This window comes from Paraburkholderia phymatum (assembly GCF_040965635.1).
Classification (GTDB): domain Bacteria; phylum Pseudomonadota; class Gammaproteobacteria; order Burkholderiales; family Burkholderiaceae; genus Paraburkholderia; species Paraburkholderia phymatum_B.
The window spans coordinates 81,169-99,649 of record NZ_JBFRCH010000004.1 but is presented as its reverse complement, the minus strand read 5'-3'; the positions used below and the strand labels follow the sequence as shown (position 1 = coordinate 99,649).

Here is an 18,481-nt window from a genome sequence, read left to right as displayed (position 1 = left end):
AAAATAAAGACGGGGGAAGGGCCCGGCGTCCCACTGACCTACAACGAATGGCTCCCAAACGGTTCCATTTGTATAAAGATGATACGTTGCCTGCACCTCAACCTTGTCCACGTGCGCGTCGGTGGGCAATGCTACGCATGCGACCGTACAATTGGACTCGGTTTGCGTCCTTTGCGAAAGATGAAGAGCGGCTCCGACACTGCCCGCTACATCAGAAGCTAGTTCTAGTGTGCCGCCGACAGGATCGAATATCATGCCATCCTTGAACGGGAAGGTCGTCTTGATAACGTTCCCAATCTTGTTTAGCGTCGTATCGACGGTCGTGGAAATAGATCCACCGGGGCAAGGTCCTTCTCCCTCGACTGTGTTAGCGACTCCCGGAATTCCCATCGGAGGCGAGTCGACTTTTTCACTAAACACATACGTCGTGTATATGGAAAGAAGAGCGCCTACTGCATAAGCGTTGAGATTCTTCGTATTCATATAACGGCCTGTCATTTGGTCAAAACGAAGACGCGACGCCAACCCCGCGGCCGGTCCGACACGTTCCCGAAAAACTATAGGCTATGGTCTAAAATCCTTCTAGGTCGATGGGAGCTTCCAGTCAACTCCGCTCCGCCACACGATCGGAAGAGGGATGAAATGAACAAGTTCATGACTTGTCTGATTTTATTGACGTTCTTTACGCTAAATTCGAAAACATCTTTTGCACTCGATTGTGAGCGAACTTGGCCTTCTGACGTGGCAGATATCGCAGGTTCACGGAATTCCGTCAACAAGCAGTCGGATCTTATTATTAGCCCGAATACAGAACTTTCCGGCACAGGAGCGAAGCAGAACACCACGTGGAAAATCGATAAGGGAATAACCATCACTCATACGCAGGGTCGTCATCCCGATAAAATGGGTAGTGCTTGCGTCTCCGTACCTCGGAATTTCGAGGCTGTACAATTGTATTGCGGGGTCGCCGAAGAAGGACAAAAGTCCTTGGAACCATGCTATCCAATCGCCGATAAGAAAGAGTGTCCTCTGGGATACATTCGAAATACCAAAGTTCGCGCGACGCCCCCCGGCGCACCGAATCCTCAGCAGGTTTGTGTTGAATTCGCAAATTCATCCGGTGATAAACCACGCCACATTGGAATAATCGTGCGTATTAAACCTCGATAGCGAGTTTATGGTCACACAATCTATTCGTTCGCGTTTCGCCGCTCGAATATTAGGGCGACTGCTTTCGAGTGAATGACGGACTTTCACAAAAACTGAGATGAGCAGTGGGATCGCAAACGCCCCGGCAATGAATCACAACCATCGAATTCTTACTGTTTAGGTCTATACTCGAGAGGGTGATCCAGTGAACGTGCGCAAAGGATCCGCATTGTTGATTTCAGAGGTTGCCGTTCATGCGAGTTACATTGATATGGCAAGCCAACCTCGGTAAATTCCGACTCATATGTTGCATTCAAGACTGCATACCTAGTTTGGCGACCGCAAGGCGGCATGGAGACAATCGGACCCGTTGAAGGCTCAACTACCCCTGCGCACCAACTATGTTGGTCAACGCACGCGGTCGTGGTCGCATACTTCGCTATTAATTGGATAGACAACGGTAGTCGTACGGGTGTCCGGCCGTTGCATCTCTAAAGCTGTCGTTCGCTTCCAGCCAGTTCGAATGTCCGCAGAGGGTCGCAAGTACGCATTCGCTAGCAGTGAACGCTGACGTTCCCCCGCCGCCGAACTGCGACTGTCGGCAAAGCGACTCATTGTCGCCTGACGGACGCGATACCTGAAGGTCAGGTATGGCTGAAAAGCCGGCAGCTACTGCCATGCCCTACCGCGCTCGCGGTGCGTCTCCAGCGCTTGCAGTGATAATGCAGAGGATTCTTAGCGAAGCGCAGACGGCGCAACTGCGCCCGCAGTGGCACGACGTACGGGCCGTCTGTGCTTCGCTAAGAGTCCTTGAGCTAAACCGCTCCGCGGACGGTTGGGCTTGGGCATTGAATCGAAGCGCGGGGGCGATGTTCACGACGACGGTGTTCGCAGCGCCCGGGACGAACGATTCTCGCCCCGGTTTGGAGAAGGAAGACCTGCACAACGTAGGTGACGAACAGGCGACGCGGGGTGGATCAGGCGACGGTGGGGGACGCCTGGCCAAGCGAGTCCAACGACGTCGGCGGGACGCGCCGGAACGGGTGTTGGAGGCGAGCGAATCGGGATTCATCGGGATTCGCCGTGGCGCTCGCGGTGGCGCACCGGACAACAGGCGCTTGATGCACAGCATGCGCACGCGAGCATACAGGACAATCGCGGAGCGAGCGGTCTGTAAGTTTTGCGTAGCGGTTTCGATAGTCGGGTTCGGGCGCGCCGCCGGCGCCGCTGGTGGGCTCGACGTTGAGCAGATGGCAGCACACGGTCATGCGATTCCCGTCGCCTTTAGTGAAGCCGGCGTTGCTTCGTCCGCTGCGCCGGACGCAAGCCACCCGCCGTGAGCGCGCAGCAGCGCAAAGACCCCACGGTCGTAAATTTCGCCCCAACGAGCGCGGGCCAGCATGCGGATCGTGTTCGCGGCCTTCTGATAGATCAGCGCGATACCACCAAGCCCCTTGTCATCCGCCGCGCTTTTTCCAATTCGTTAGTTCGACTTCGACAGAGCAGCCTTGCTCCGTTTGAGCAACGCGCGAGATGCGCTGCGCTCGCCTACCGTCGTGTCCGGCCCGTTCGGATCGAGGCTGAACTCGCAAGTGGCGGCAATTTCCCGGCAGCATTGCTCGCTGACCTGGACGACGGAGACGTTTACGTCCATCGAATCGAGTTCAGGGATCACTCCACCGATACTTCGCGCAGCCCCTTCATGCTGGATCGTGGGTGGCGAGCTTGAGCGTAATCACGTTTTGCTTCTTCCGTTATTCGGGAAGAAATTCTTGCGAGAGCACGTCATCGACGGCCCACGACAACACTTCGGGGAGCGCATCAAGATCAAGGCCCGTCTCGTTGCTCGCCGCGCTACGCGCTTTCGACCAGACGATATCGAGCCAGGCCGCATCGTTGAACTTGTCGCGAAGACTTGGGGCTTCATCCAGCACGTAGGCAACTCCCTTGCGCTGCGTGCGAACCGCGAACTTCCAACACTTGCTGCGACGCGAGGGCTGGAACTGCCATTTCAGCAGATCAGCCAACAGGGACCGACATACGGCTTGCCAATTCGCGTTGCTGGCTCTTGCCCACGTCTTCAATCTCCTCAGCAATATGCTGAACGTCGATGGCGGACAGCTTGCCCGCGCGCAAAAGTGCGGCTTGCTCGTTGGCCCACGCAACTACGTCCTGTGCGTATCTCGTTCCCATGATGATTCCATCTCAAGACGATGGTTATAGCTGCCCGGCCGCCCGCGGAAGTTTCGGGTTAGCAGTGCATCATGCGGCAAACACCATATTCCGGGCAAGCCGCCATATCGAGTGCATGCGGGTACAAGTTGAGACAACGTTTGACCAACAATCCACTCCCCGGCGTCGAGCGAAGAACCGACTCCGTAACACCATCCGAGTACTGCCCGACGTGCGCAAGCGTTGCTGTCGGTGGAAGAGCGTTGCATCGCCATCGAGAAGGGCCTGCTCAGCCGGGGGCAACTTGATGATCCTTCAACCCGCGATGCTGACCGGGCCGAGAAGGGCACCCGCCTTCGAAGGTGGCGCGCCCGAACAGGGCTGACGGCCGGTTTCACGTACGCATGGACGGCTGCGACAATGCCTTCGCCGAGGCAATCAGATCGTCGAGCATCGCGGCACGCCTGGCGGAATCAGTGTCGCGCCCCGTCATGAAGCACAGCGCCGCGATGGGCAGGCCGGTACGATCGCGCACAGGCGCGGCCATGCAAAGCCGGAACGACATCGAAAGACCCTCCGTGCAGCAATAGCCCCGTGCACCCGCATCGCGAACGTCCCGCATGAAGTCGTCGAATCCGATGCGGCGGCCGTCATCCAGTACGTAGTCTTCGTCCGGAATCAGCGCCTGGACGTCCGCCTCGGTCAGATGTCCGAGCAACAGGCGCCCCGTTGCCGTCCACGGGATCGGCACCTTCACCCCGATATCGGAGGTGATGTTGAACGGGCGCGCGCTGTTCTCCGACAGCACTACCGTGTACTTGTTGCCTTCGAGCATGCACAGTTGTGTGGTCTCGTCATACTTGCGCACGAGACCGAGTATGGTTTGATGTGCGCGGGTGATGAGATCGTTGTGCATGGCGTAATCGGCGCCGTAGTAGTGCATTTCGCGTCCGAAAAACACGCTGCCGTCGGCGGCAGTTTCGAGCCAGCCCGCCTCCGTGAGTATCGTGACCAGCTCGTAGACGCTCGAACGCGGCGCACGCGTCGCCTCGATCAGCTCGCGCATCGTCAGTGGACGCCGCGCAACATGTAGTTCCCTGAAAATGCCGATCACGCGGTCCACGCCCCGGGCCCGTGACGATTCTGATGCAGACATTCCGTAGACTCCGTCGGCGATAGGGATCGCAGTTCGTTCTTCTGTTGTTGTCGTTCGTTCTTGTGCGATGGATGCGATAGATGCGATGCGTCAATGATCGAGCACGCGGTGCAGGAACTGCCTGGTCCGCTCGTTCTGCGGCGTGACGAAGATCTCCTCCGGCACGCCCTGTTCGGCGATCACACCTTTGTCCATGAACACGACGCGGTCCGCCGTCTTGCGCGCAAAGCCCATTTCGTGCGTGACGACGACCATCGTCATGCCGTCGCGCGCCAGGCCGCGCATGACTTCCGTGACTTCGCCGACCAGTTCCGGGTCCAGTGCGGAGGTCGCTTCGTCGAAGAACATGATGCCGGGCTCGACAGCCAGCGCCCGCGCAATCGCGACACGCTGCTGCTGGCCGCCCGACAACTGGCTCGGATAATGTTCGGCGCGATCGGCGAGGCCCACGCGGTCGAGCACGTCCATTGCGCGTTTGCGCGCGTCGGCGGGACTCATCTTGCGCGCCTTGATCAGCGCGAGCGTCACGTTGCCGAGCGCCGTCTTGTGCGGAAACAGATTGAACTGCTGGAACACCATGCCGACGTGACCGCGGATTTCCTTCGCGCGACGCACATCGTGGAGCGGCACTTCGTTGACCCAGACTTCGCCGGAATCGGCCGTTTCGAGACCGGCCATGATGCGCAGCACCGTGCTCTTGCCCGAACCGGACGCGCCGATCAGCACGAGCACCTCGCCGGGGCGCACTTCGAGATTGATTTCCTTCAGTACCTTCGTCGCGCCGAACGATTTGCTGACGCCGTTCAGGTTGATAACTGGCTTGGACCCGATGGATGTGGTCATGACAACGCGCTCCTACGATCATGGTGGCGCACCCACTGCGACAGCGGGAAACACACGACGAAATACAGCACGGCGACGAGTCCATAGATTTCGACCGGCTTGCCGACGCGGTCGACGATGGCCTGACCGCCGTGCATCAGTTCCGACATACCGATCATGCTGACGATCGAGGTGTCCTTGATCAGCGACAGGTACTGACCGATCAGCGGCGGCAACACGATCTTGCCCGTCTGCGGCAACACGACCGAGAAGAACGTCTGCGTCTTGCTGAGACCGAGAATCTGCGAGACTTCCCATTGCCCTTTGGGTACGGCTTCGATGCCCGAGCGGAACACCTCGGCGATATAGGCGCCCTGGTACACGCTCAAGCCGACGACGCCCGCCGCGAACACATCGATCGCATAGCCGAAGTACGACACGCCGAAATAGATGAACATCAGCGTGATGAGAACGGGCGTGCCGCGAAACAGTTCGGTGTAGAGCTTCGCGACGCGCGCGCTGCCCCACGGTCCGAACGAGCGCAGTACCGCGGCGAGCAGGCCGATCAGCGTGCCGCCGACAATCGATGCCGCGGAGAGCAGCAAGGTCGCGACCAGTCCCTGCAGCAGGATCGACAGGCTGGTCGTCAGCAGTTCGGTTGACATGGACGGTTTCCCCTTCGATGGTTCAGGTGCGGTTCGCCTGACGCGGAATCAGCAGAAGCCGCCGACGCGTGTGCTGCCTGAGCACGAGGGGCGGGTGGAACATGCGCGCGCCGATCTGCTCCGCGATCCATGACAGGCAGTTGCTCAGGAGCAGATACGCGATCAGCGTCACCGAGAACGTCTGGATATAGAGCAGGGTTCGCGCATTGATCACGGTCGCCGTGCCCGTCAGTTCAGGCAACGCGATCGCGGACAGCAGCGACGTGCCTAGCAGCAACTGGATCAGGTTGTTGACGATGGCGGGATAGACGGCGCGCGCCGCTTGCGGCAATACGACTTCGATGAAGACCTGCGAACGGCCCAGGCCAAGAATGCCGGCCGCTTCGATCTGTCCGCGCGGCACTGACTGAATGCCAGCGCGGAAAACTTCCGCCATATACGCGCCCACATTCACGCCGAGCGCGATCACGCCCGCCGTGTACGCACTCAGGTTCAAACCCAGTGACGGCAAACCGAAGAACACGATGAATATCTGCAGCAAGACAGGCGTATTGCGGATCAGCTCGATATAGCAGCGCGCGACGACGCGCAGCGGCGCGAGATGCGAAGCGCCCGCGAGCGCCGTCAGCAGACCGAGAATCAGCGCTACGCAAAATGCGAGCAGCGTGACCTGCAACGTGAGCCACGCGGCCTGAAAGAATTCGGGCACATAGCCCCACAGGGTCAGCCATTGATAACTCATCGCCATTCCTTCGCAAAAGCGTACGGGCGCTTGCGTCGCGCGTTCGTGTTCAGAACTGCGGGTTGAGCGGATAGCGGGGCGCGGTGCCGAACCACTTCGTGTACAGCTGCGCGTTTTGTTTCGACGCGTTGATGTTGAACAGGAACAGATTCAGGTAGTCGAGCCAGACCTGATCGCCCGATTTCACACCGAACGCGTTGTATTCGAGCGGCACGAGGGCTTCGTTGGTGACGGTCAGTTCGGGGTCCAGCTTCGCCTGATAGGCGAGGAAGTTATTGTCCTCGATCATTGCGTCGGCCTGGCCCTGCTTGACAGCGAGAATGGCGGCTTCCGAGCTGTCGTATTCCTGGATCTTCACGGGGATACCCAGCGCGCGCACTTCGTCGCCGTTCGTCGAGCCCTTGACGGTTGCGATCGTATGGCCCGACATGTCCTTCACCGACTGAATGCCGCTACTCTTCTTGACGAGCAGCGCCTCGCTCGCGACGACGTACGGCGTCGTGAACGCGATTTCCTTCGCACGCTCGAGGTTGCGCGTGAAGTTGCAGAAGACCACGTCGACCTTGGCAGTCTGCAGATTCGGAATACGGTTCGCGCTCGTCGTGTTGACCATTTCGAGCTTCACGCCCATCTGCTTCGCCAGTTCTTTCGCGAGATCGACGTCATAGCCGTCCGGTTGTCCGTTCTTGTCGTAGAAGCCGAATGGCGCGAAGGTCAGACAGTCGCCGACACGCAGCGTGCCGCGTTGCAGGACGGCCTGCAGGGTCGAGCCGGTCGCGGCATCCTGGCCGGGCGTCGCGACCTTGGTGCAACCGGTGAGTGCCAGCAGGCCGACGACGGCGGACAAACAGGCGAACCTTACGCTTTCTTTGAACAGTCTCATTTTCGACCCTGTGAAAGGAATTCCATCCTGGACGGAACTCGCGACCGTAGCGGTTATGGCTGCACGCAGGCGTGAACCGACAGATCGCGCATCTGGCTGTGTCCGGTATCTCGGAATCGAATCCGACACAGCAGATGTTACCCAGTGTTTCATGGAAAAAAACGGATGACAAGCGGGTATACGCGACGCGCGCCTTCAATATCGATTGAAGGCGCGGCGAAAGTGGGGGAAGGGCAGGTCTGGCGGGAGAGCGGGGGATCGCGGCGCGGTCAGTGTGGCTTCAGCAGCACCCTGATCGCGAGGCCAGCGAATTCGCGATCCTGATCGCCTCGTCCCATTCTTCGAGCGAGAAGCCATGCGTGACGATGCCTTTCGACGTGACGAGCCCGCGAGCAGATCATTGAATCCGACGGCAATACGGACCGAGATTCGCGCCGCGCACATCGAGTTCCTTGCGGTCGCCGATGATGGACCAGTCCGTCGTCGTGGCGCTGCCGAACACTAAGACCTCCACGAAGCGTCAGAGCTTCCTGATGAGATCGCGCCCCTGCGTGACACCCGACGGCGAGCGGGTCGTCTCGATGTACACGTCGCAGCCATACTGACCTTCGCTCGGGACGAGGGGTGTCTGGTGGTGTAGCTCTTCCGGGTCGGCAGGTTCAGGCGGGAACAAGCCGACGCGGTGGCAGCCCATTCTCGGTTGTTTCCGGAGAATTAGTGGGAAGAGGGAGCATTTCATTGCCGCGATAACCCGCGCCTTATCGCGGCGAGCAATGGAGGGGCACCGCGAGTGCGGGAGGGCAGGGGAGTTTCTGCCGGCTTGTCGGCCTTAGCCGACAGTCGCCATTAACTCACCATGCGGCTGCAGTGCGTTGCTTTGCTGTCGTTCGCGATGCGATACCGTCGACCGTCGGCCTTCGTAGAACTGCGAACGAGTCTTGACGACCCAGAGCGGAAATTGGGGTTCGGGAAAAGCGGACTTCAAAAGTGAGCTAACCACCCTGCGCGGCATTTTGCGCAGGTCCGGCTGAAAGGGTTAGACTACGGTTTAGCCGCTTCCCGGCGTGCTTTCATTTGCTGAAACTTGGGCCGCATGTAGTAAATCAACTCTAGGATTGCCTGAAGGAAATCCAAAGCCTCCTCCGCGTCTTGGCGGGAAATCGGCTCATCAGTTGCGTGCGCGCCAAAATTTCTGATGACGCGCAGTTCATTCGCCCATGTGAAGATTTCTTGGCTGATCGTGCCGTCCTTATGCATAGCCTGAAGGCCAGCGAACATGGTCTTCTGTTTGGGATCGTAGGCTTTTGTTACGGCCTCAAGCGTTCGCCCCACCATCGTTACGCACGCGATCCATGACTTGGCCCCTTCGCACTTGACCGCCTCCTCGTACGAAGTACGTACGACAGGCGGGAGCATAAAGCCCATATGGCGGTCATGTGGTGGATACAGCCGATAGTAAGAGTCGTTCTCGAATCCATCTCCAACATCTTCCCGGACAAAAATGGCAGGCTTACTGCAGGCATCGCACTTTGCGAACGTATGTTCTTCGGGAGGGCCTTCATCGGGAAGGATATGCACCTGCAATGGATGGAAATTTGTGTGCCTTTCACAGTGGTCGCAGTAGTAGATCAATGCTTCTCCTTTGTAATCTAATATTAAATCTACGGGCTTACTCGCCCGCCCCATGCGGCAATCGAGATCGCCATTGCGGCCCACGTAAAGTGCACGGGCCAACCATCGGAGACCGTCAGCTCGGTTACGTACGTCATTACAAAGGCCAAGAGCGGCAACGGGACTACGTAATCCGAATACCAGCAAGACCGGGAAGAGAACGTATTTTTATTCTCCAACATCTTGCTGAACCGATGCGTCATCCGGTCTCACTGCGAGCGCATACCATGTGCGCGCGGATACAGGAAACCGGTAATGCCGGCAGTTCAGAAGATCGAGCCACAAAAAACCAGCTTTGACTGCCGAAGTCGACGTCTGAACGTTCCACTCTTTCTCACGAAGGAACTGAATCATTCGGCCGCGAGCATCCTCCATATCTTCGGGAAGATCCAGCACTTCCGTCGCGCCTGTGTCGAAGTGAACATCCTCGAAATACCATCGCTTAGTTGACTCGGCGTCGGGGTGCCAGAACTGCGGCCGCAATTGCGGCACCTTCCGTTTGAGACTTCGAACTAGGTGCTTATATTCCTCTTTCATGTCGCACACAACACACCAGGTCGCCAAGGTCGCAGCAAGCCACGACGAACCAACACAATCCTTCATCAAATCTTCGTCGTGGAACACAGCTACGTCGACAAGATCGTCGAATGAATCGCTGCTGATGGGAAAGCCCCATCCCTGTACTAAGGAAAAGACGAGACGTCCCTGTAGTTCGTAAACCCAGTCCCTTATTTCTTCAAATTTCTCAACGAGAGATAGGAACAACAATGCCAACGATACGTCAATTGCATTTTGATCCAGTCGCGGAGAAGCGGTCGCAGGCATGTTGGCCAGCATCGCGCAGAGGAGCTCCGCAACACGACCAGCCTTCTCCTGCCCCTCAGCGCTCTTGTCCGCGCCGTATAACGCAATCCCAAAGCTCGCGATCAATCCGACATGTTCGAGAAGAACGATCGCGTACTCAGCGCTTTCGCCGGTGTACCCCGACATTCCGTCTCTAGTTTGCAAATGTGGCGCCAGTTTGGTCAGGTAAGCGACCCCGGCCTCAAAGTAGCTGTGGTGCAGGAGTTCAAAGGCCTTCATGACCTCCTTGTCTTTGAGGTCGTCATCCGAGAGCTGAACGCGGTGCCACGTCTTCAGTAAAAAGTGCTCTGCGGCCCAAAGTGCCTGTCTCGTGTCACCAGCGTCCTGTGCCGCCTTCGTAAACATGCGCAGCGCAAGGTTCAAGCGGATGATCGCTTTCGCTAACGTCTTTCCGCCTTTCGCCGTCGCAGGAAGCTCCCCTTGCGAATCTAGCCCGAGTTGCCGCGTGAGCAAGCGGTCAACATCTAGCATCGAGTAGTCTCGTTCGCCCGCGAAAGCCAACGCCTTTCGAAGTCCAACTCGGTCCTCCTCCTGAAACACATGCTCATCGAGCATGAACCGCTCAATGAGGTCTGCGACTTTGTCACCGCTCCAAAATTCGAAAACTGCGGTTTCCTTATACTTCTCGATGAAACCGTTCCAGTTAGGCTGCGTGTCCTGTTTCAGGTCACCGGTCGTGGCCACGACGATTTTCTTTCGAATACTCTGATGCGCGGGCTCGACGTACTTGGTGAGGTAGACATCTAAGGTCTCTTCAAGGCTCTGCCGCACGGATTGCACGGTCGAAGACCATTCCTGGCGTCCGATGTCTCCTTGCTTGATGACAAAAAGGACGAGCTCCTCTACATCGTCGTCCGGGTTTTTCCCTGCTACTGGCAGATCGACACCCAACTGTCTGACGCCGGTCTGTGGACGAACGAGCGGTGTATAACCCATTGCAATTGCTAAATCCGGCAACAGGCAGTCGAACTCGTCCCGCTCACGTAGCGTTCTCAGGTAAGCGGAAATAATCAGCCTCATGCGCCGCCTCGTTTCGCTTGTTGAAAACAGAAACGCGTATAGGCACGCCCAACGGGATCCAGAACGTCTCGTCGTGGCAGGGTCGCGCTCGCCATGTCGATGATTGGAGATATTCGCATCGATCCGTTGCTTGCGGTTTGCTCGGTGCCGACGAAAGAGAACATTAACCGTTACGGGCCAATGATTGGGCGGGCGTCGGAAGGCGTGAGCAATACAGAAAAGGACATCCTGATCGGTGAGGAGACGGCGCGGGACTTCGTCGCCTGAGCCGCCATCAACTAATCAACCGCCGGATCCGGTCGCAGGCGCTCATCGCTGAGTCTCGTCGAATGGCTGGCGAGGTTCGGTCATCTGCCTATCAGGCTCCCCTCGTTCATCGGTGCTGGATCCGCTTGGAGTCGTTGGCTATAGCACCCCTACATAGTCCGATCCATTTGAGGGACATCCAACCTGGAGTCCGACCGCGTTGTTGCTCATTGCGAATCTAATCAAGTATCGGCGACCTTCTTTGCGTGCCCGGCAGCGCTGAACATGGCAACTGATGCCGACCTCATCAACCGTGACCCAACATAACCTGGGGCTATACAGGATAGAATGTGAGGCGTTGTAATGCCTTCATGGCGACCAGCAGGAGCAAGTCGAAGCGAGTTATGACAAACTTCGGGAAGGAGGTTGAAGGATTATGCAACTTGCGTCAGATCGCAAGCAAGGCCCAGGAAAACGTGGCGACCGCCATGAACATCAAACAACCTTCCGTCTCCAAGATCAAAAATCGGGTGGATATGTATCTCTCGACACTCCGCAGCTACGTCGAAGCGGTCGGTGGCAAACTTGAACTAACAGTGAAGCTGCCGGCCCGGCCGCCCGTGAGGGTCGAGAATCTCGTCGACTTAGCTCGGCGAGCGGTGAGGTTATCAGGTTGGCGAGTTGGTTTTCGACGGAGGCTCGCTTGACGCCTGAGACAAACGCTCGGCTGCTAGCGTCTATGAACGCCGGTCGCCTTCTGGTGGTGTGCGGCGCTGGGCTGTCGATGGCGCCGCCCAGCAGCCTGCCGTCGGCGTGGGCGGTCGCCGAGAAGTGCTTCGACAAATACCGACTAGAGTCTGACCCGCAGTGCGACGTCGCTCTCCGGCACAATCTGGAAGCCCTTGCCGAGCACTTTGCAGGCGTCAACACCCTGCAATCGGTCTTCATCGAACACCTCGTGCCTTGGCACGCTTTTGTACGGCCTTCGAATGCCGGGCATGCCGCGATAGCGGATTTTCTCATCACCCGCGCCGCCGTTGCCGGCATATCGAGCAACTACGATACTCTTATCGAGAGACGCGCTTGGGACTATGGCGCGGACTTCCGCGGATCGCTCGATGGAAATGAAGCCACCGCCGATTCGGTCCGCCAGGCGCCCCTGCTAAAATTTCATGGCTGCTCCCACCGCGATCGGCCATCAACCGTGTGGGCGCCTTCACAGCTCAACGATCCGACCATATCGGCCCGCATTGCACGAAGCAAAGTTTGGATGGCTGCCAACCTTCGGCAGAAGGATCTGCTCGTCGTCGGGTTTTGGTCGGACTGGGAGTATCTCAACGCCGTTATCGGAGAAGCGCTGATCGATGTACAGCCGCTGTCCGTGACCGTGATCGACCTGTCGCCGGTGAACGCGCTCCAGCAGAAGGCTCCCCAGCTCTGGGAGATAGCACACGCGCAAAACGTGACGTTCGAACATGTTCAAGAATCAGGAGCTGTGGCGCTCGACGAGCTTCGTCGCGCGTTCTCATCGAACTACCTTCGGCAGGTTCTCGATGCGGGACGGGTTGCCTTCGAGCACGCCACCGGAGTCCAGTGCGACCCAGCTTGGCTAAACGTCGACAACTTCGATAGTGAAACTCTTTACGGTCTGAGACGCGATGCCGAAGGTGTTTCGGCGTCAGAGCCGGCTAAACTCCTGCGGCCAGCAAATCCGGAAGCCCTCGGGTTCTTCCACTTGCTACTCCGTCAGGCAGGGGCAATTCAACGCGCCGACGGTTATAACCTGAACGGTCGGAGCATCCGCGTCATCAATGGAGCACAATCCGTCCTCGGGACGCTTCGCGGCAGGTTCGTCGAGCCACCTGCGGTGATGCAGTCTGACATCGTTGTGGCAGTGGGCGCAACGGACCTTGGCGTACCGAACAACGTCGTGCGCGGCGGACGCGCCGGTGACGTCATTCGTCCCGACCCAGCGGGCGAATGGTTTGATCTCGCTGGGGCAAGGGCGGCGCTAGGCATCTAATGGACATTCTCACGCAAGCCGAAATCCTCCTTCGCGACGCCCAGTACGAAACCTGGACGTGGACTGGCTCTGCCGGCCCGGTGACTTGTTTTGAAAACGCGGCGCTGATGGGATTCGTCCACGCCTTCGACAACGCAGATGGGCTACTCACCGCCTGGAAGGAGAGCCAGCAGGTCGCACTCGCTCGGCACGCCACCTCGTTGCGCGGCGCCGGAGCGAAGGCGTGGAACGTCTATTCGGTCTTTCTTACTCCTGATCGCGATGCGCACCGAGGGCGCGAGATCGAGCGCATCGAAGAGGATTTCTCTTTGACCCGGAAGATCGCCAGGGCATCGATCACGACGGCCGATGACGTTGAGAAGGCGCTTTTACCAATGCTGTCCATACGCTCCAAGCCGCTGCTCGGCGCGTCCAATTTCGAAACGAGATTGCGCGCCAGGCTGAAGGACATTCCTCTCGATGCCGTTACCGCGTTCCTAAACGAAACCACGCCGGCGGAGGTCGCTCGCATTTTGGGAGAGAAATCATGAGACTCGATTTCATCGAAATATGCGGCTTTCGTGGTTTCAGGGATCTCGTCCGGATCAACTTCGGACGGGGCTTCACGGTGATCACTGGCCGAAACGGCGTGGGGAAAAGCACACTGTGCGATGCGGTCGAGTTTGCGATCACGGGCTCCATCGACAAATACGCCGTCGAGAAGGCGGCAAAGGAAAGCCTCAGCGATTACCTCTGGTGGCGCGGCGAAGGTATCCCCAAAGCTCATTACGTCACCGCCTCGTTCGTCGACGATAACGGGAAGCCATTCACCATCAACCGAACGCGGGAATCTGGCTCCGATCGCTCGGTAGAGGAAATCCGCGCCGCACTCTGTCATGGACCTGCGCCGGACGACGCTCTTCGGCAGCTTACCCGGACGTCGATTATTCGCGACGAATGGATCGCGGCGCTTAGCCTAGACCTCACCGAAACGGAGCGATTCGATCTCGTCCGCTCGGCGCTCGGCGCATTGGAGGGTTCGGAAGCGGCTAGCAAAGCCAAGGAGGTCGTGGCGGCGGCCGAAGCCGCTCACTCTAGAGACGAAGCCGCCTATGAGGCCGCCCGTTCGCGCCTGGCTGACAGGCTAACGCAACAGTCTGAGACACAAGCCTCCCTCAGCCGAGCCGGGGATGTCTCTGCGGCGCTCCAGGTGATCGCCGCCGCGGTGCCAGATGCACCGCCCGAGCTGACGGCACGGCTGGTGGCAGGTCGAAACGCACTCGTGAACGGACGGGCTCGATGGGGTCGAATGGGCGAAGCGCTTCAACTCGGTCGCGAGGTCGCGTCGGCGCAAGCCGCCTTCAACGCTCCGGAGGCAATTGCGAATCGAGAGGCCGCATCAGCGACGAACGAAGCGGCGCAGCGGGAGCATCAGTCTGCGCAGCAAGCCGTCTCCGAAGCCGAACAGCGCCTCGTGCGCGAAGAAGAAATGGACGCGATCGCGGCGTCGTTAAGCCTTCTCGTCGAGCACGGCGAGCGCCTTGGGCTGCACGATGATCACTGCCCGCTATGCGCGGCCCACCGAACGTCGGAGGAGTTTGCCGCCGGTTTGGCCGCTGCACGGCGACGAATTGCATCACTGGCTTCGGGCGTTCAGCGTGCTCGCGATGCTCTCGCCGCCGCGAAAGACAATGCGCGGAAACCTAGCCTCGCGTTGCAGGCAGCAGTTGCCACCGTTCAAATTCATGCGGACGAACTGCGCCGGCTGCACGACCAGGAAGCGGCGCATGTGGATTTCTACACCCAGTGGGGGCTTGATCACCGCTTCATCAATGATCCTGACGGGCTGGAGAAGGCGATTTCTCTCGAACGCGACCAGTTGATCAACCTTGAACGTGCCCTCCTTGTGCTGGAAGCCTCACAAGCGGTGTCGCAGATGTCGTCGATCGAAAGCAACATCTCGGCGCTGCGAGCTGAAATCGAGAAGCTGGCGCAGGCGGTCAGTCAGTCGCAAAGTGCCGTCACCGCAGCCCGCGAAATCGAACGCTCCGTCAAGCGTGTGGGTGCTGAGATCATCGACGAGCGGCTCGCTCAGATCAGTCCCCTGCTCAACGAGCTCTATCAACGCCTCCGACCGCACGCCGACTGGCGAACGATCGACTACAGCATCCGCGGAGACGTTCGACGCTTCCTTAGCCTCAAGGTGGGAGAGGGCCTGAACCCGCAATTCGTCTTCAGCAGCGGCCAGCGCCGCGCAGCAGGCCTGGCCTTCCTTCTCTCGGTTTATCTTGCGCGCGCGTGGACGCCACTCAGGTCCCTTCTCCTCGACGATCCCGTTCAGCATATCGATGATTTTAGGGCTCTTCACTTAGTCGAAGTGCTCGCCGCCCTCCGCTTGGACGGTCGCCAGGTAATCTGCGCGGTCGAAGACCCCGCGCTGGCCGATCTATTATGCCGGCGCTTGGTGAGCACCTCGACGGAGGGAGGCCGGCGTCTCGACATCGACCTTGGACCGGTCGGCACCACAAGCGTAGTCCTCGCCCAAGAAATTCATCCGATGCCGGTCGGCGTTCTACGTGGTGTCGCCACCGCATGACGACCAAAAGCGCGCAAATCGAACTCCCGGCGCCGCGCGAACGTCGGGCTCACGGCCCTTGGAGCGATCTGGCGCTCCACACCATCGGCTGGCGCGCGTTTCAGGATCTTTGTTCGCAGGTATGCGAGGTCATACTCGGCCGACCCGTGGAGATCTTCCGCGAAGCCCAGGACGGCGGTCAAGACGCGGTCTTCCTCATCCCGTCGGGAACAGACGCGCCGCCCATTGGCACGGTCCAGTGCAAGCATACGTCCGATGCCATGAAGGCCTTGAAGCTCAGCGATCTCACCGCCGAGCTTGGGAATGTCGAGCAGCTGGTCGAAGTGGGTCAGGCTGACACATACGCCTTTATGACGAACATGAGCGTAGATGCGCCTGTCGCGGCGGCCATGCGTGCCAAGCTTCGGGCGCTTGGCGTGCGTAAGCCGCACATTCTCGGTCGCCAATACATCGTCCGGGTCATCAAAACCAGCGCGCGCCTACGGGCCCTCGTCCCGCAGGTCTACGGCCTTGGGGACCTCACCTCAATCGTGGATGAGCGACTGAGCGAGCAGAGCCGGGCGCTGCTTGACAGCTGGACTCCAAAGCTTCGCACCTATGTGCCGACGAAAGCCCATCGCGACGCCGTCAACGCCATTTCCAACCATGGCGTGGTGCTGCTGTTGGGCAATCCCTCAAGCGGTAAATCGGCAATCGGCGCCATCGTCTCGACAATCGCTTCGGAAAATCCAGACAACACCGTTCTCGCTTTGACCAGTCCCCGCGACTTCGAGGCCGGGTGGAATCCCAACGATCCTGGCCGATTCTTCTGGATCGACGACGCCTTCGGCTCGAATGTGCTACGCGACGACTATGTGCAAGACTGGGCATCGGCGTTCTCCAAACTGCGGGCTGCCATCAAGCATGGCAACCGATTTCTCCTGACATCTCGTAAGCATATATATGAGGCGGCGCGGCGTCGTCTGGGCCAACGCAACCTTGCACAATTCGCCGATGGCAGCGCCGTTGTTGACGTCGGTCAGTTGAGGTCAGAAGAAAAGGCTCAGATTCTCTATAACCATGTGAATTTCGGCAAGCAGAGCCAGAGCTGGCGAACAAGCGTCAAACCACACTTGGCCGCTGTCGCCGACGTTCGCGACTTTCTTCCTGGGATTGCCGAACGCCTCGGTGACCCGAACTTCACGAAGGGGCTCGCACCCCGCGAAAGCTCGCTCGTGCGTTTTATGGAAGAGCCAACAGAGCATCTGATTGATACGATCAGTGCCTTGGATGATCAGCTGCAAGCTGCGCTCATCCTGGTTTACGTGCATCAAGCTGGCTTCGATCCTGGTAACCATGATGTGTTGGCTGCCAAGGCGGTTGCAGAGCTGACGGGGCACATCCTTAGTAAGATCCAGGATCGTTTCGCTGAACTGAAAGGCTCGTTCCTGAAATTATCCGGATCAAGATGGACCTTCGCCCATCCGACGATCTCCGACGCCTTGACGGAAATCTTGCGCCAGAAGCCGCATATGATGGCGGCGCTCATACGGGGCGCGACAATTGACACCATTCTCAGCAGTTTCACGTGCGAGGGATCGCCTCTCATTCGAGACGCGCTCGTCATCCCGACGACGCTCGACGACGCTCTTGTCGCCCGGCTCGGCCACACCCCAAATGAATGGCACCCCAATTGGATGCTATTCCACTTTCTGTCTTATCGGGCGAGCGAATCCGTATTCTCAAAAACGGTCCAGCAATTTCCAAATTTACTTCGCCGATCCTGCTGGCGAACCGACCCTGCCGGCAACGACCCCCGGATCGCGGCCTACGCCCGGGCCCATCACCTCGGCGCGTTGCCGGGCGATCTGCGCTCGGATGCGGCCGGCATCCTTGAATCCGCCGCCCTCACGAACCTAGACGCTTCGTTTTTCGACGAACCCGAGATCTTAGCGCTCCTAACGCCGCTAAGACTGATCAGAATTGGGTTTGCACTGCGAACAACGGTACTGCCTTCGCTCGAAGAGCGGATCGACGAGATTGTCGCCGACGCTGACTTGGACGAGGAGCCTGACAGCCACTTCAAGAAGCTTCTTGCCGTGCTCGATCGCATTGAAGCAATCGGTGTGGACGCGGACGCCGCAGCCATGATCTACGACGCGCGCAATCAGGTGAAGCGGTCAGTCAAGGGACTGGAAGAGCGCAAGCGCGAGGAGGAGGAAGGCACGGAGGACGAAGCGGATTGGACGCACATAGTGACACAAAAGAAGGAGGAAGCTCCGGCTCCTACTCCCGTCGCCGCGAAGCGCTCAGTGTTCGACGATGTCGACAAATAGTTGTCGACATCGTCGAACAATTGCGCTCCCACTCTGCCCCACCCTCGACCGAGAACGAGGACGCGAAGCGCGCGCTCAGAGGCCTGCCGACGCTCAAGCGGGCTCCGACTATCAGATCGGCGTCTCGATCTCTCGATCCTCGCTGCCCTGAAATTCCTCCTCATTTCCAATGCGGCGA

General features: G+C 58.8%; 15 protein-coding genes and 3 pseudogenes. 7 read left to right on the top strand and 11 right to left on the bottom strand.

Annotated elements, in window-relative coordinates:
* The first annotated feature begins 642 nt into the window (after positions 1–642).
* A complete protein-coding gene (locus tag AB4Y32_RS09900; protein WP_368721169.1) occupies positions 643–1,170 on the top strand; it encodes a hypothetical protein in 528 nt (175 codons plus the stop codon).
* A gap of 1,042 nt (positions 1,171–2,212) precedes the next feature.
* Here the strand turns inward: AB4Y32_RS09900 and AB4Y32_RS40685 are convergent.
* The 11 genes and pseudogenes from AB4Y32_RS40685 to AB4Y32_RS09850 form a co-directional block, all read right to left on the bottom strand.
* Positions 2,213–2,423 (bottom strand): annotated as a pseudogene (locus AB4Y32_RS40685) (IS91 family transposase); the annotation flags it as partial.
* 209 nt (positions 2,424–2,632) lie between these two features.
* Positions 2,633–2,803 (bottom strand): hypothetical protein, encoded by a 171-nt coding sequence (locus AB4Y32_RS09895; protein WP_368721168.1) that lies wholly within the window; start codon positions 2,801–2,803, stop codon positions 2,633–2,635.
* A gap of 100 nt (positions 2,804–2,903) precedes the next feature.
* Positions 2,904–3,342, bottom strand: a pseudogene (locus AB4Y32_RS09890) (DUF29 domain-containing protein).
* A 373-nt stretch (positions 3,343–3,715) separates the two neighbouring features.
* Positions 3,716–4,477, bottom strand: a complete 762-nt coding sequence (locus AB4Y32_RS09885; RefSeq protein ID WP_368721167.1) for an IclR family transcriptional regulator — start codon at positions 4,475–4,477, stop codon at positions 3,716–3,718.
* Between the two features lie 90 nt (positions 4,478–4,567).
* The gene (locus tag AB4Y32_RS09880; RefSeq protein WP_342938937.1) at positions 4,568–5,320 is read right to left on the bottom strand and encodes an amino acid ABC transporter ATP-binding protein; all 753 of its coding nucleotides are present in this window, start codon (positions 5,318–5,320) and stop codon (positions 4,568–4,570) included.
* Complete coding sequence (locus AB4Y32_RS09875; protein ID WP_368721166.1) at positions 5,317–5,964, bottom strand: amino acid ABC transporter permease; 648 nt, start codon at positions 5,962–5,964, stop codon at positions 5,317–5,319. Before AB4Y32_RS09875 ends, AB4Y32_RS09880 begins: the two co-directional genes overlap by 4 nt.
* A gap of 22 nt (positions 5,965–5,986) precedes the next feature.
* On the bottom strand, positions 5,987–6,706 hold the full coding sequence (locus tag AB4Y32_RS09870; RefSeq protein WP_368721165.1) for an amino acid ABC transporter permease: 720 nt from the start codon (positions 6,704–6,706) through the stop codon (positions 5,987–5,989).
* Positions 6,707–6,755: 49 nt separating this feature from the next.
* Positions 6,756–7,589, bottom strand: a complete 834-nt coding sequence (locus tag AB4Y32_RS09865; protein WP_342938935.1) for an ABC transporter substrate-binding protein — start codon at positions 7,587–7,589, stop codon at positions 6,756–6,758.
* Between the two features lie 269 nt (positions 7,590–7,858).
* Positions 7,859–8,193, bottom strand: a pseudogene (locus AB4Y32_RS09860) (erythritol/L-threitol dehydrogenase); the annotation flags it as partial.
* A gap of 437 nt (positions 8,194–8,630) precedes the next feature.
* The gene (locus AB4Y32_RS09855; protein WP_368721164.1) at positions 8,631–9,221 is read right to left on the bottom strand and encodes a DUF4145 domain-containing protein; all 591 of its coding nucleotides are present in this window, start codon (positions 9,219–9,221) and stop codon (positions 8,631–8,633) included.
* A 207-nt stretch (positions 9,222–9,428) separates the two neighbouring features.
* Positions 9,429–11,144, bottom strand: a complete 1,716-nt coding sequence (locus AB4Y32_RS09850; RefSeq protein ID WP_368721163.1) for a hypothetical protein — start codon at positions 11,142–11,144, stop codon at positions 9,429–9,431.
* Between the two features lie 93 nt (positions 11,145–11,237).
* On the opposite strand from AB4Y32_RS09850, the gene AB4Y32_RS09845 reads away from it, so the two are divergent.
* The 6 genes from AB4Y32_RS09845 (at position 11,238) to AB4Y32_RS09820 (ending at position 18,303) form a co-directional block, all read left to right on the top strand.
* Entirely contained in the window at positions 11,238–11,411 is a 174-nt protein-coding gene (locus tag AB4Y32_RS09845; RefSeq protein ID WP_368721162.1) for a hypothetical protein, read from the top strand.
* A gap of 422 nt (positions 11,412–11,833) precedes the next feature.
* Positions 11,834–12,097, top strand: a complete 264-nt coding sequence (locus tag AB4Y32_RS09840) for a transcriptional regulator (protein WP_368721161.1) — start codon at positions 11,834–11,836, stop codon at positions 12,095–12,097.
* Positions 12,098–12,129: 32 nt separating this feature from the next.
* Positions 12,130–13,413 carry a hypothetical protein gene (locus AB4Y32_RS09835; protein ID WP_368721160.1) on the top strand — a complete coding sequence of 428 codons (1,284 nt, stop codon included), beginning with the start codon at positions 12,130–12,132 and terminating at the stop codon, positions 13,411–13,413.
* Positions 13,413–13,943: a hypothetical protein gene (locus tag AB4Y32_RS09830; RefSeq protein WP_368721159.1), complete on the top strand. Its 531-nt coding sequence runs from the start codon at positions 13,413–13,415 to the stop codon at positions 13,941–13,943. Before AB4Y32_RS09835 ends, AB4Y32_RS09830 begins: the two co-directional genes overlap by 1 nt.
* A complete protein-coding gene (locus tag AB4Y32_RS09825; protein WP_368721158.1) occupies positions 13,940–15,988 on the top strand; it encodes an ATP-binding protein in 2,049 nt (682 codons plus the stop codon). Before AB4Y32_RS09830 ends, AB4Y32_RS09825 begins: the two co-directional genes overlap by 4 nt.
* The gene (locus tag AB4Y32_RS09820; RefSeq protein WP_368721157.1) at positions 15,985–18,303 is read left to right on the top strand and encodes a hypothetical protein; all 2,319 of its coding nucleotides are present in this window, start codon (positions 15,985–15,987) and stop codon (positions 18,301–18,303) included. Before AB4Y32_RS09825 ends, AB4Y32_RS09820 begins: the two co-directional genes overlap by 4 nt.
* The last annotated feature ends 178 nt before the right edge of the window (positions 18,304–18,481 follow it).

Excerpts from the sequence above, each read along its gene's own strand:
- AB4Y32_RS09900 (WP_368721169.1), top strand. The coding sequence starts at position 643 with ATGAACAAGTTCATGACTTGTCTGATTTTATTGACGTTCTTTACGCTA.
- AB4Y32_RS09895 (WP_368721168.1), bottom strand. The coding sequence starts at position 2,803 with ATGGACGTAAACGTCTCCGTCGTCCAGGTCAGCGAGCAATGCTGCCGG.
- AB4Y32_RS09885 (WP_368721167.1), bottom strand. The coding sequence starts at position 4,477 with ATGTCTGCATCAGAATCGTCACGGGCCCGGGGCGTGGACCGCGTGATC.
- AB4Y32_RS09880 (WP_342938937.1), bottom strand. The coding sequence starts at position 5,320 with ATGACCACATCCATCGGGTCCAAGCCAGTTATCAACCTGAACGGCGTC.
- AB4Y32_RS09875 (WP_368721166.1), bottom strand. The coding sequence starts at position 5,964 with ATGTCAACCGAACTGCTGACGACCAGCCTGTCGATCCTGCTGCAGGGA.
- AB4Y32_RS09870 (WP_368721165.1), bottom strand. The coding sequence starts at position 6,706 with ATGAGTTATCAATGGCTGACCCTGTGGGGCTATGTGCCCGAATTCTTT.
- AB4Y32_RS09865 (WP_342938935.1), bottom strand. The coding sequence starts at position 7,589 with ATGAGACTGTTCAAAGAAAGCGTAAGGTTCGCCTGTTTGTCCGCCGTC.
- AB4Y32_RS09850 (WP_368721163.1), bottom strand. The coding sequence starts at position 11,144 with ATGAGGCTGATTATTTCCGCTTACCTGAGAACGCTACGTGAGCGGGAC.
- AB4Y32_RS09845 (WP_368721162.1), top strand. The coding sequence starts at position 11,238 with ATGTCGATGATTGGAGATATTCGCATCGATCCGTTGCTTGCGGTTTGC.
- AB4Y32_RS09835 (WP_368721160.1), top strand. The coding sequence starts at position 12,130 with ATGAACGCCGGTCGCCTTCTGGTGGTGTGCGGCGCTGGGCTGTCGATG.
- AB4Y32_RS09830 (WP_368721159.1), top strand. The coding sequence starts at position 13,413 with ATGGACATTCTCACGCAAGCCGAAATCCTCCTTCGCGACGCCCAGTAC.
- AB4Y32_RS09825 (WP_368721158.1), top strand. The coding sequence starts at position 13,940 with ATGAGACTCGATTTCATCGAAATATGCGGCTTTCGTGGTTTCAGGGAT.
- AB4Y32_RS09820 (WP_368721157.1), top strand. The coding sequence starts at position 15,985 with ATGACGACCAAAAGCGCGCAAATCGAACTCCCGGCGCCGCGCGAACGT.